Source organism: Streptomyces kurssanovii (assembly GCF_040677245.1).
Classification (GTDB): Bacteria; Actinomycetota; Actinomycetes; order Streptomycetales; family Streptomycetaceae; genus Streptomyces; species Streptomyces kurssanovii.
In genome coordinates this window covers 85,759-97,815 of record NZ_JBFAQK010000003.1, presented here as the reverse complement: position 1 = coordinate 97,815, position 12,057 = coordinate 85,759, and the positions used below count along the sequence as shown (strand labels likewise).

The 12,057-nt window shown below is 67.3% G+C and carries 10 protein-coding genes and 1 pseudogene; 8 read left to right on the top strand and 3 right to left on the bottom strand.

All coding sequences use genetic code 11. The features are described from left to right. Positions 1–466: 466 nt before the first annotated feature. Positions 467–796 carry a VOC family protein gene (locus AB0K36_RS04155; protein WP_364587956.1) on the top strand — a complete coding sequence of 110 codons (330 nt, stop codon included), beginning with the start codon at positions 467–469 and terminating at the stop codon, positions 794–796. A 132-nt stretch (positions 797–928) separates the two neighbouring features. Here AB0K36_RS04155 and AB0K36_RS04150 read toward each other — a convergent pair whose 3' ends face one another. After that, a complete protein-coding gene (locus tag AB0K36_RS04150) occupies positions 929–1,042 on the bottom strand; it encodes an Hsp20/alpha crystallin family protein (RefSeq protein WP_364588412.1) in 114 nt (37 codons plus the stop codon). Between the two features lie 1,171 nt (positions 1,043–2,213). Here AB0K36_RS04150 and kdpF point away from each other — a divergent pair. From kdpF to AB0K36_RS04115, 6 genes and pseudogenes are all read left to right on the top strand, one after another. Next, positions 2,214–2,303, top strand: a complete 90-nt coding sequence (gene kdpF, locus AB0K36_RS04140) for a K(+)-transporting ATPase subunit F (RefSeq protein WP_138907650.1) — start codon at positions 2,214–2,216, stop codon at positions 2,301–2,303. 8 nt (positions 2,304–2,311) lie between these two features. Beyond that, on the top strand, positions 2,312–3,976 hold the full coding sequence (kdpA, locus tag AB0K36_RS04135) for a potassium-transporting ATPase subunit KdpA (RefSeq protein WP_364587953.1): 1,665 nt from the start codon (positions 2,312–2,314) through the stop codon (positions 3,974–3,976). After that, entirely contained in the window at positions 3,973–6,126 is a 2,154-nt protein-coding gene (gene kdpB, locus AB0K36_RS04130) for a potassium-transporting ATPase subunit KdpB (RefSeq protein ID WP_364587950.1), read from the top strand. Before kdpA ends, kdpB begins: the two co-directional genes overlap by 4 nt. Positions 6,127–6,132: 6 nt before the next feature. Next, positions 6,133–6,798, top strand: coding sequence for a potassium-transporting ATPase subunit C (locus AB0K36_RS04125; protein WP_364587946.1), 666 nt, complete (start codon positions 6,133–6,135; stop codon positions 6,796–6,798). Positions 6,799–6,832: 34 nt separating this feature from the next. Further along, a pseudogene (locus AB0K36_RS04120) lies at positions 6,833–7,874 on the top strand (sensor histidine kinase); the annotation flags it as partial. A gap of 59 nt (positions 7,875–7,933) precedes the next feature. After that, the gene (locus AB0K36_RS04115) at positions 7,934–9,088 is read left to right on the top strand and encodes a cytochrome P450 (protein ID WP_364587943.1); all 1,155 of its coding nucleotides are present in this window, start codon (positions 7,934–7,936) and stop codon (positions 9,086–9,088) included. Positions 9,089–9,389: 301 nt separating this feature from the next. On the opposite strand, the gene AB0K36_RS04110 is transcribed toward AB0K36_RS04115, so the two are convergent. Together AB0K36_RS04110 and AB0K36_RS04105 are read right to left on the bottom strand one after the other, a co-directional pair. After that, positions 9,390–10,079 carry a potassium channel family protein gene (locus AB0K36_RS04110; protein ID WP_364587940.1) on the bottom strand — a complete coding sequence of 230 codons (690 nt, stop codon included), beginning with the start codon at positions 10,077–10,079 and terminating at the stop codon, positions 9,390–9,392. Beyond that, on the bottom strand, positions 10,072–11,412 hold the full coding sequence (locus AB0K36_RS04105) for a TrkH family potassium uptake protein (RefSeq protein ID WP_364588409.1): 1,341 nt from the start codon (positions 11,410–11,412) through the stop codon (positions 10,072–10,074). The genes AB0K36_RS04110 and AB0K36_RS04105 overlap by 8 nt, the downstream gene beginning before the upstream one ends. A gap of 252 nt (positions 11,413–11,664) precedes the next feature. Here AB0K36_RS04105 and AB0K36_RS04100 point away from each other — a divergent pair, with 252 nt between their 5' ends. Beyond that, entirely contained in the window at positions 11,665–11,835 is a 171-nt protein-coding gene (locus tag AB0K36_RS04100) for a hypothetical protein (protein WP_364587937.1), read from the top strand. The last annotated feature ends 222 nt before the right edge of the window (positions 11,836–12,057 follow it).

Genomic DNA, 12,057 nt, shown 5'->3' with positions numbered 1-12,057 from the left:
GGCTCAAGGGGGTGGCGGACACAGCGCCGTTGCCTGACTTCGCCACCCTCTTCCCCAGGCTCACCCGGCTGCACCTGTATCTGCACCGCAGGCCCGCGCCGGGCGCCCCTCGACCTGTCCCGAGTGCGGGGCATCGACTCCGTCACCGTCCGCGTCCGGAACACCACGAAGGTCATCGGCCTCGACGGGCTCGACCCGGAGCGGGTGTCGGTCACCGTGGAGGCGCCACCGAACCGAACAGCGGTAGACCTGGAGGCAGGAACCGCGGTAGTCCGGATCCCGGGGGCCGCTCAGTAACAGGCCTCCCCTCTCGCAGTCACACGTTAAAGAACAGCTAAGTGCGTGTTCTAAAAAAGGCTGGGCCTGATGGATGGACCAGAAGGGTTGGGTTAAGGCTGGTGGCCCCATGTTCCTGGGAGGTGGTCAGCTGGTTCGGTAGCGTCCTCGCATGATTAACGGTGCTCACGTGGTGATCTATAGCCGGGACGCGGAGGCTGACAGGGCCTTCTTCCGAGACGTTCTCGGATATAAGAACGTCGATGCTGGCGACGGGTGGCTCATCTTCAAGCTGCCGCCGGCCGAGATCGCTGTGCATCCGGCGCAGGGGCCCTCGCACGAGTTCTTCTTGATGTGCGATGACGTGAAGGTCACCAGGGAAGAGCTCACGGCGAAGGGTGTTGAGTTCACCCAGCCCGTCAGCGATGAGGGCTGGGGTCTGATGACTGTGCTGCGTCTCCCCGGTGGCGGCGATTTGGGGCTGTATGAACCGCGTCATGAGAGAGCTCACGCGCTCTGAGTCACTGTCCGGACCGCATGACGATCATGACCCTGGCGGGGAAGGTTGCCGGGCGGGTCCAGGATTCTGAGCCATCGCAGGTCAAGGACTGGAGGGCCTTCCTTCGTTCATGTGTGGCGTCCCGGTGCCGCATCAGGACTGCAGTTCCTTGCGCGTGCCGCTGGTGATCTCGATCTTCCGCGCCTTGGCCTGCTCGGCCACCGGGATCCGCAGCCTCAGGCCGCCGGCGTCGTGCGTCGCCTCGATGTGCTCGGTGTCGAGGTTCTCGCCGAGAAAGAGCTGCCGGGGAACTCGCCGGTCGGCCGCAGGGGGATCACGACCTGCACTCCCTCCTTCGGCCGCGGCGTGCGCACCGCGGCCGAACGGTCAGCACATCCCGCTCCATCTCGACGTCCACGAAGTCCGGATCGACAACTGGAAGATCGAAAAGATGATCTGCTGGGACCCTGGGATCTCGGCGGCTCTGGTCGGCTTCGGTGGCGCTGTCGTTGGTGGAGCCGTTGCCTTCGGTGGTGCGTGGCCGGACCTCCTGGCCATCTTCGGCTGAGAGCCGGAATTGCACAGTCAGCGGTCCGCCAAGGGGCGCGGAGAACCGCACAGGGCCGGCGTTCTCGAGCAGCGGCCCGGGAGGCGTAGCGCACAACCACCTTCTACTGTTTGCCGCACATGCCTCCACCACCGAGCATGCGCCTGACCCGCACCGCACCTCTCGCCCTCCAGGACGGTGAACCAGCGTAGCCAGGAGCCGGTCGACGAATACCAGCTTGTACGTCGCACCCGCACCCACAGCCCGACGACGCGGGCGATCAGCCGGCTCGGCATCTCTTCGCGCCTGCCACACCGGCCGCAGCTCGGACACCAGATCAGCGATCAAGGACGCCGAGCGTCCCATGACACGAAGCCCGACAGGACCAACCTGCGTGCTTCAACTCCCACCCCACACGCAGGCCAACGACCCAAGTCAGCCGTCGTGGTGCGCGGGTTGGTGCGCTGACCTCCACCCGGACTCTTCGGTGACCACCTGGATATGTCCAACGCCGCCTGGGTTCCACGAGCCCGGCGATGTCTGGCGCTTGTGGAGGTCTGGGTCCCCGTCGACTTCGTCGGCGGGGACCGCGGCCGCTCCGGCTCCGAGGCCCGCTCGCCCTCGGTATGACCCCGGGGAGTGAGCGGAGCCACATCCTCCGCAAGGGCTTCGTCAAGACGCGCCCTCCTGACGTATGGGCTCCATCAAGGGTCCTTAACCCATGGGTGAAGGCGCGGTTTGCTCATCTCGGCCGGGTGGCTGAGTTCTTGTCCGGCCGAATCCATCTCTTCTCTTCATTCAGGAGCTCGCGATGGCCGACGTGGCCTTCGTCGTCACCATGATCGCGGTATTCGCGTTGGTGGCCTTTGTTGCCAAGGGGGTGGCGAAGCTGTGACTGCCGAGAACATCGTCGGACTCGTCGTGGCCGTCTCCCTCCTGGGATATCTCATCCTCGCCCTTGTGTACCCGGAGAGGTTCTGAGCACGGCTATGAGCCCCTTTCTTGCCGGTGTGCTCCAGCTGCTGGCGCTGATGGCAGCGCTCGCTCTGGCATACCGTCCGCTCGGCGACTACATGGCCAGGGTCTACGGTTCCACCCGGCATCTGCCGGTGGAGAAGTGGATCTACAAGGCCATTGGTGCCGACCCCACCGTCGAGATGCGCTGGCCCGCCTACCTGCGTGGCGTCCTTGCCTTCTCCGCCGTGAGCGTCGCCTTCCTTTACCTCCTGCAGCGCCTTCAGGGTGTCCTGCCCGGCTCGCTGGGCTTCGTATCGATCGACCCTGACCAGGCCTTCAACACGGCCGCGTCCTTCGTGTCGAACACGAACTGGCAGTCGTACTACGGCGAGCAGGCCATGGGTCACGTCGTGCAGACCGGCGGACTGGCGGTACAGAACTTCGTCTCCGCGGCCGTGGGGATCGCGGTCGCGGTCGCGCTGGTGCGCGGCTTCGCCCGCTCCCGCACCGGTGAACTCGGCAACTTCTGGGCCGACCTGGTGCGCGGCGTCATACGCGTCCTGCTCCCGATCTCGGTGATCGGCGCGATCGTGCTGGTCGCGTGCGGCGCCATCCAGAACTTCGCCGGCATCCACGAGATCGGGCAGTTCACGGGCGATGCGCAGCAGTGGAACGGCGGGGCCGTGGCCTCGCAGGAGGCGATCAAGGAGCTGGGCACCAACGGCGGCGGCTACTTCAACGCCAATTCCGCCCACCCCTTCGAGAACCCGAACGCCTTCACCAACCTCTTCGAGATCTTCCTGATCCTGCTGATCCCGTTGGCACTCACCCGCACGTTCGGACGGATGGTCGGCAGTGTCCGGCAGGGCTACGCGATCCTCGCCACGATGGCGACGATCTGGCTCGCGTTCATCGTCTTGATGTGGGCGACGGAGTTCGCCGGCAGGGGCCCGGCGTTCGAGATCGCAGGCGGGGCGATGGAGGGCAAGGAGACCCGGTTCGGGATCGGCGCCTCATCGATCTTCGCGGTGTCCACCACTCTCACCTCGACGGGCGCGGTGGACTCGTTCCACTCCTCCTACACCGGCCTCGGCGGCGGGATCACCCTGCTCGGCATGATGCTGGGCGAGATCGCGCCCGGCGGTGTCGGCTCCGGCCTCTACGGCATGCTGATCATGGCGATCATCGCGGTGTTCCTCGCCGGCCTGATGGTCGGCCGCACGCCCGAGTACCTCGGAAAGAAGATCGGCACCCGCCAGATCAAGCTCGCCGCCTGCTACATCCTGGTCACCCCCGCGCTGGTGCTCGGCTTCACGGCCGCGGCGATGGCGCTGCCGACCCCGGCCGGCTCGATGACGAACTCCGGCGCGCACGGCTTCTCCGAGATCCTCTACGCCTACACCTCCGGCGCCAACAACAACGGGTCCGCCTTCGCCGGCCTCAACGCCGACACCCAGTGGTTCAACACCACCATCGGCATCGTGATGCTGCTGGGCCGGTTCCTGCCCATGGTGTTCGTGCTCGCCCTGGCCGGCTCGCTCGCCGAGCAGACGCCCGTACCGAAGACCGCGGGCACGCTGCGCACCGAGAAGCCTCTGTTCACCGGCCTGTTGGTCGGCACGATCCTGATCATCACCGCTCTGACCTACTTCCCGGCGCTCGCGCTGGGGCCGCTCGCCGAAGGGCTGGCGTCATGACCATCGACGTGGAAAAGCACGACGCACAGAAGCAAGAGGACTCCATGTCCCACGCCACTTCGACCCGCGCGCCGCACAGCGACGTGCCGACCGGCCACAGGCCCGAGGCCGGCCGGGTCGCCGGCGGCCTCTTCGACCCGCAGCAGCTGATCACGTCCTTCCCGGACGCGATCCGCAAGCTCGACCCCCGGGTGATGGTCAAGTCTCCGGTGATGTTCGTGGTCCTGGTCGGCTCGGTGGTGACCACCGGGCTCGCGTTCAAGGAGCCGGGCGACTGGTTCGGCTGGGCGATCACCGCCTGGCTGTGGCTCACGACCATCTTCGCCAACCTGGGCGAGGCGGTCGCCGAGGGCCGCGGCAAGGCACAGGCCGACACCCTGCGCAAGGCCAAGACCGACACCGTCGCCCGGCGCCTCACCGGGGCCGGCGAGCAGCGCGTGCCGGGCACCGACCTGCGCATCGGAGACCTGGTTGTCTGTGAGGCGGGCGACACCATCCCCGGCGACGGCGACGTCGTCGAGGGCGTCGCGTCGGTGGACGAGTCCGCGATCACCGGTGAATCCGCCCCGGTCATCCGCGAGTCCGGTGGCGACCGGTCCGCGGTCACCGGCGGCACGAAGGTCCTTTCCGACCGGATCGTCGTCAAGATCACGACGAAGCCGGGCGAGACGTTCATCGACCGGATGATCAGCCTGGTCGAGGGTGCGGCGAGGCAGAAGACGCCGAACGAGATCGCACTGAACATCCTGCTCGCCTCGCTGACGATCGTCTTCCTACTGGCCGTGGTCACGCTGAAGCCGTTCGCGATCTACGCGGGTGCCGACGGACAGACCTCGATGATCGTGCTTACCGCGCTGCTGGTCTGCCTGATCCCGACCACCATCGGCGCACTGCTCTCGGCGATCGGCATCGCGGGCATGGACCGGCTGGTGCAGCGCAACGTCCTGGCCATGTCGGGCCGCGCGGTCGAAGCCGCGGGCGACGTCTCCACGCTGCTGCTCGACAAGACCGGCACCATCACGCTCGGCAACCGCCAAGCCGCCGAGTTCGTCCCGGTCAAGGGCACGACCGATGCCGAGGTCGCGGACGCCGCCCAGTTCTCCTCGCTCTCCGACGAGACGCCGGAAGGCCGCTCCATCGTGGTCCTGGCCAAGGAAAGGTACGGCCTGCGCGAGCGTCACGACGGCGAGCTGGCGCACGCCGAGTGGATCACCTTCACCGCCCAGACCCGCATGTCGGGTGTGAACGTGGACGGGCGCAAGGTCCGCAAGGGCGCGACCGCTTCGGTCATCGCATGGGTTCAGGAGAACGGCGGTCGGGTGGCCGACGACGCCGACGCGATCGCGAACCGGATCTCCGAGGCCGGGGGCACGCCGCTGCTGGTGGCTGTGGAGGACGGCCAAGGTGCCCGCGTCCTGGGCGTCATCCACCTCAAGGACGTCGTGAAGGACGGCATGCGGGAGCGGTTCGAGGAATTGCGCCGCATGGGCATCAAGACCGTCATGATCACGGGCGACAACCCGCTCACCGCTAAGGCCATCGCCGACGAGGCGGGAGTGGACGACTTCCTCGCGGAGGCCACCCCCGAGGACAAGATGGCGCTGATCAAACGGGAGCAGGCCGGCGGCAAGCTCGTCGCCATGACCGGCGACGGCACGAACGACGCCCCGGCGCTCGCGCAGGCCGACGTCGGCGTGGCGATGAACACCGGCACCTCGGCCGCCAAGGAGGCCGGGAACATGGTCGACCTCGACTCCAACCCGACCAAGCTCATCGAGATCGTCGAGATCGGCAAGCAGCTCCTCATCACCCGAGGCGCCTTGACGACCTTCTCGATCGCCAACGACGTGGCCAAGTACTTCGCGATCATCCCCGCGATGTTCGCCGTCGCCTATCCGGGCCTCGACAAGCTCAACATCATGCGGCTCGCCTCGCCGGAGTCCGCGATCCTCTCCGCCGTCATCTTCAACGCGCTGATCATCATCGCGCTCGTGCCGCTAGCCCTCAAGGGCGTCCAATACCGGCCGACCACTGCGGACAAGATGCTCCGCCGCAACCTCGGCATCTACGGACTCGGCGGCCTGATCGCTCCGTTCATCGGCATCAAACTCATCGACCTGCTCCTCTCCCTCATCCCCGGAATCGGCTGACCTGCCATGAACAACTCCATCGGAAGCACTGCACGGCTCATCGGGGCGGGTCTGCGGGCCCTTCTGGTCCTCACGCTGGTGACGGGCGTCATCTATCCGCTGGTCGTCACGGGCGTCGCACAGGGACTGTTCAGTGACAAGGCCAACGGCTCCGAGATCAAGAGCGACGGCAAGGTCGTCGGCTCCGGACTCATCGGACAGCGCTACGACCTGCCGCTGAAGGACGGCGAGGACACCCCGGAGCCCGACCTGAGGTGGTTCCAGCCCCGTCCATCCAACGGCCTGGGCACGAACTCCGTCAACACGCAGTACCAGCTCATCCTCTCCGGGGCGACCAACCGCTCCGGCGACAATGCTGAGCTGATCCAGTGGGTCAAGGACGCCAAGGCCGCCGTCGTAGAGGACAACTCCACGGCGACGTACAAGGTCCGGCCCGCGGAGGTGCCGGCCGACGCTGTCACCTCCTCCGCCTCCGGCCTCGACCCGCATATCTCGCCCGAGTACGCCCGGCTTCAGATCCACCGGGTCGCCGAGAAGAACCACCTCGACGTCGACGCCGTCGACAAGTTGGTCGAGGACCACATCGACGGGCGGATCCTGGGATTCATGGGGGACCCCACGGTGAACGTCCTGAAGCTGAACATCGCCCTGAAAGCACTCACCGAGCAGTGACGGCGCCGTGGCCGACGGCGGCCGCCGGCCCCGCGTGGACATGCCCGTCGGCTACCACATGGCGCTCGCCCTCTCCGGCCGCGTCCTGCCCGCCGAGGACCGCCGCGTGCTGGGCGCCTTCGCCGCCCAGGCCGCCATCGTCCTCGACCGCCAGCGCCTCCAGCACCAGGCCGACCAGGCACGTGACCTCGCCGAGGGAAACCGCATCCGCACCGCCCTGCTCGCCGCCGTCAGCCACGACCTGCGCACCCCGCTGGCAGCGATCAAGGCATCGGTCACCTCTCTGCGCTCCGACGACATCGAATGGTCGCCCGACGACCAGGCCGAACTCCTCGCCGGCATCGAGGAAGGCGCGGACCGCCTCGACCACCTGGTCGGCAACCTCCTGGACATGTCCCGCCTTCGGACCGGCACCGTCAAGCCGATCATCCGCGAGATCGACCTCGACGAAGTCGTACCGATGGCTCTCGGCGGCGTTCCCGACGACAGCGTCGTCCTCGACGTCCCCGAGGAACTCCCCATGGTGACCGTGGACGCCGGCCTCCTGGAACGAACCGTGGCCAACGTGGTCGAGAACGCCGTCAAGTACAGCCCCGACGGCACACCGGTCATGATTTCCGCGAGCGCGATCGCCGACAGGGTCGAGGTCCGCGTCGTGGACCGCGGCCCAGGAGTCCCTGACGAGGTCAAGGACCTCATCTTCGAACCCTTCCAGAGGCACGGAGACGCCCCACGCGGCTCGGGAGTGGGGCTCGGTCTCGCGGTCGCCCGCGGCTTTGCCGAAGCCATGGGCGCCACCCTGACCGCCGAGGACACCCGCCGTCGGCGGTCTCACGATGGTGCTCAGCCTCCCCTGCGCGGCCGGTCCACCACCCGAGCGCCTCCAACCTCCCGACAGCCGCCCCATAGGGCTCGCCGTCGGGGCCGGCGTCCGCGACAGCCCCCTGGCCAGGTCTCCGGCATTGCCTTCGCCGTCACCCATTGCAACGCAGCGTTGCGTTCGCCTTCAGTGCCATTGCATCGATTTACCGCATCTCACCTGCGGAAATGCGTTATCGCTCATTGACGAATTTTGAAACGCAACGTAGCTTTCGGTGCACGCCAAACGCGTAATGTCGCGAGACGAGGAATGGCCATGAGCGAATCCCTCCACACGGTCACGACGCTGCCGACGGAGCGTCAGCCCGGTTGCCCCTTCGACCCGCCGGCGGAACTGCTCGACGCCCGCCGGCACGGCCGCATCAGCCGCTACACCCACCCCGGTGGGAAGCCCGGCTGGCTGATCACTGGATACGACCTGGTCAGGTCGATCCTGGCCGACTCACGGTTCAGCTCCCGCAAGGAACTCCTGAACGTGGTCGACTTCGAGCTCCCGCCGGCGCCGCCCGGCGAATTCCTCCTCATGGACGAGCCACAGCACGGGCGCTACAGGAAACCGCTGGTGGGCAAGTTCACCGCACGCCGGATGCGACTGCTCACCGAACGCATCGAGCAGATCACCACCGACTGCCTGGACGCTATGGAGGAGACCGGGCCGCCGACGGACCTGGTGACCGCCTTCGCCAAGCCCATCCCCACCATGATCATCTGCGAGCTGCTGGGGGTGCCGTACCAGGACCGTGACTCCTTCCAGGAGCAGATCGACAAGTTCATGAACGCCGCGACCCAGGACTACCTCGCACAGCTGGTGGTCGCCAAGCGCGCGAACCCCACCGACGACGTGCTCAGCGAACTCACCGACAGCGACCTGACCGATGAGGAACTGCAGGGCATCAGCCTGATCCTGCTGGCGGCCGGATTCGACACCACGGCGAACATGCTGTCCCTCGGCGCCTTCGCGCTGCTGCAGAATCCGGCGCAACTGGCCGCGCTGCGCGCCGATCCCGCCCTCACCGACCCGGCCGTGGAGGAACTGCTGCGGTACCTGAGCGTCGCCAAGTCGTTCATGAGGACGGCCCTGGTGGACGTCGAGGTCGGCGGCCTGACCATCGAGGCCGGAACGACGGTCGTCCTGTCCTACAACACCGCCAACCGCGACCCCGACCGCTACGCCGATCCCCACGTGCTCGACATCCGGCGGGAGTCCGGCGGTCACCTGGCCTTCGGCCACGGCATCCACCTGTGCCTGGGCCAGCAGCTGGCTCGCATCGAGATGCGGGTCGCGCTCTCAGCCCTGCTCAGCCGCTTTCCCACACTGCGCCTGGCCGTACCGGCCGAAGAGGTCGGCCTGCGCCCGGAGACCGCGGACATCTACGGAGTGAAGAGCCTCCCGGTCACCTGGGACGCGTGACCCATGACGAGCGTGCGGCGTGACGGTCGGCGAGGTGCTCGACCACCGTCAGACGATGCCAAGGCGACCCGGTGACCGCCGCCCCTCGGTGAGTTGAGAAAGCCGCCACCGGATAGGCAAGGTAGCGTCGCTGAAGTTCAGGGGCTCTGTCCGAGCTGATGTGGCATGGCGGAGACTGCCCTGACCATCCCGCCCAGCCGATCGTCCAGATCCTCATTCCCGATGCCCGTCGGCCGGTGCTTTCCTGCTCGGGTCGGCGCGGCCGACTCGCCTGGAGACCGGTGTCAGCGGTGCGGTTGTCTCATTGGAGTTCGCTGAAGCGTTCGGTCTGGCGGGTGCGGCCGGCGACGATGATGGTGTCGTCGGCCTGGACGACGGTGTCGGCGGTGGCGTAGGTGAAGCCTTCGCCTGGGCGTTTGATGGCGACGACGGTCAGTCCGTATCGGGTGCGGATGGCGCTGTCGCCCAGGCGTTTGCCGATGACGTCCGCAGGCGGGTTGGTCTTGGCCATGGCGAAGTCGTCCTCGAACTCGATGTAGTCGAGCATGCGGCCGCGCACCAGGTGCGCTACACGCTGTCCCATGTCGTGCTCGGGGTAGACGACGTGGTGCACGCCGAGCTGGGTGAGGATGCGGCCGTGGGCCTCGCTGATCGCCTTGGCCCAGACATCCTGGATGCCGAAGGAGACGAGCAGCGAGGCGGTCAGGATGCTGGCCTCGAGGTCGGTGCCGATGGCGACGACGGCGCGGTTGAACTCGTGGACGGCCAGTTGCCTCAGCACGTCCTCCTTGGTGGAGTCCGCCCGAACGACATGGGTGAGGGACCCGGACAGCTGCTGAACGAGTTCGGCGTTCTCGTCGATGCCGAGGACCTCGGTGTCCTCGTCGACGAGTTCGAGCGCCAGGGCGCGCCCGAAGCGGCCCAGGCCGATGACCACGACGGAGTCGTCGTGGTCGGTGCGGCGGGATTTGGGGCGGCGGTTCCTAGCCAATGACGGGTCGCTCCTCGGGAAGGTCGTACAGGCGGACGCGTCGGCGCAGGGCGAGCGCGGACGCCACGGTGATGGGTCCGAGGCGGCCGATGAACATGAGCACGATGAGCAGGACCTTTTCGGTGGTGGGCAGGTCTGCGGTGATGCCGGTGGACAGGCCGACGGTGGCGAAGGCGGAGATGACCTCGAACAGTGACTGGTCGAGGTTGATGTCGGTGAAGACCATGAACGCCACCGTGGATCCGACGACGGCGGCCACCGACAGCAGCACCAGCGTGAGCGCTTGGCGCTGGGTGTCGCCGTGCAGGCGACGGTGGAAGATGTTGACCGTGCTCTCGCCACGTACTTCGGCGTACAGGACGAAGAACAGCACGGCGAAGGTGGTGACCTTGATGCCGCCCGCGGTGCCGGCGCTGGCGCCGCCGACGAACATCAGGACGTCCATGCCGAGCCAGCTGGCCGGGTTCATCTGGGCGGTGTCGACGCTGTTGAAGCCGGCGGTGCGGGGCATCACGCCTTGGAAGAAGCCGGCCAGAAGCTTGCCGGGTGTGTCGAGCGGTCCGAGGGTCGCCGGGTTGGTCCATTCGATCGCGGTGATGAACATGCTGCCGCCGACCAGGAAGATCACACTGGCCCACATCACGATCTTGGTGTGCAGCGACCACGACATCGGCCTGCGCCAGCGGCGCCGGAGCTCGAACAGGACGGGAAACCCCAGGCCGCCGGCGATGACCGCGCAGGCGATGGGCAGGCAGATCCACGGGTCGGTGACGAACCCCATCAGGTTGTCGGAGTAGAGGGCGAAGCCCGCGTTGTTGAACGCGGAGACGGCGTGGAAGACGCCCAGCCACAGCGCCCTCGACCACGAATTGTCGTAGCCGGTGGCGAAGCGCAGCATCAGCACCAGGGCCGTGATCGCCTCCAGCAGCAGGCTGACCTTGACCACGCCGAAGATGACCGACCTGACCTCTCCCAGGCCCAGTGTCTTGGTCTCGGCCGCCGCGGTCAGACGGGCCCTCAGCCCGAGCCGGTGGGAGACGAGCACCACCAGCAGGGAGGCGAAGGTCATGATGCCCAGGCCGCCGAGCTGGATCAGGCACAGGATCACCACCTGACCGAACCCGGTCCAGTAGACCGGGGTGTCGACCACGATCAGCCCGGTCACGCACACCGCGGACACCGACGTGAACAGTGCCTCCAGCAGACTCGCGCCGCCGGGACCCCGTCTTGCCACCGGGAGCATCAGCAGCACGGTGCCGACCACGACCGCCACAGCGAACCCCGCCACGACGACCTGCGCCGGATGCCGTAGACGCGGCCACCACCGGCTCACCACGCGGGCTCCGGACTGTCGCGGGACCACAGTTCGATCATTCGCACCGCACGACGATAACCACCTGCACAGCCTTCTATACGTCTCCTTGACGCGAGCGCCGCGTACCTATACGCAGCCCTGACGTGTCAGGCCCGTCCCCGGTGTCAAGTCGCGGCCTAGCGTTACCCCCATGACCGCTTCACACCTTCGGCCGACAGCACCGGCGCCCCGAGCAGCGCCCGAGCCGCCCAACTGCTCGAGGGGTGCCGTGTGAAGGTTGCCGGGAACGCCCGCAGCCTCCGGCTCGCCACCTTCGCGCTCAGCCTGGCCGGGGCGACGCTGATGGTCTGCGGCTTTCTCATCGAAGCGGGGTGGCTTGTCGGAATCGGCGGCTGGATGATGATCGCCGCCGTCCTCATCGCTTTCCTGTACCGCCCCTGACGCCCTCCGGGCGGCCTGTAACGGCGAGTACGGTCCTCCACGTCCGCTGCGGCAGGCCGAAGAAGGCCACCACAGCCGCTCCATGGCCCGCTGCTGCGTCGCCATGTACTCAAAGGCGGGTTGAGCCCCTCTGCGAAGATGCGCGCCACCAGCGGTTTCGCCGAATACGCCTGGGACGTCCGGCATTCAAACGCCGGCACCCTCCCGACCGTCCGTAACGGG

Bases quoted from the DNA above. Each gene is read 5' to 3' on its own strand.
- kdpB (WP_364587950.1), top strand. From the start codon at position 3,973: ATGACCATCGACGTGGAAAAGCACGACGCACAGAAGCAAGAGGACTCC.
- AB0K36_RS04125 (WP_364587946.1), top strand. From the start codon at position 6,133: ATGAACAACTCCATCGGAAGCACTGCACGGCTCATCGGGGCGGGTCTG.
- AB0K36_RS04115 (WP_364587943.1), top strand. From the start codon at position 7,934: ATGAGCGAATCCCTCCACACGGTCACGACGCTGCCGACGGAGCGTCAG.
- kdpA (WP_364587953.1), top strand. From the start codon at position 2,312: ATGAGCCCCTTTCTTGCCGGTGTGCTCCAGCTGCTGGCGCTGATGGCA.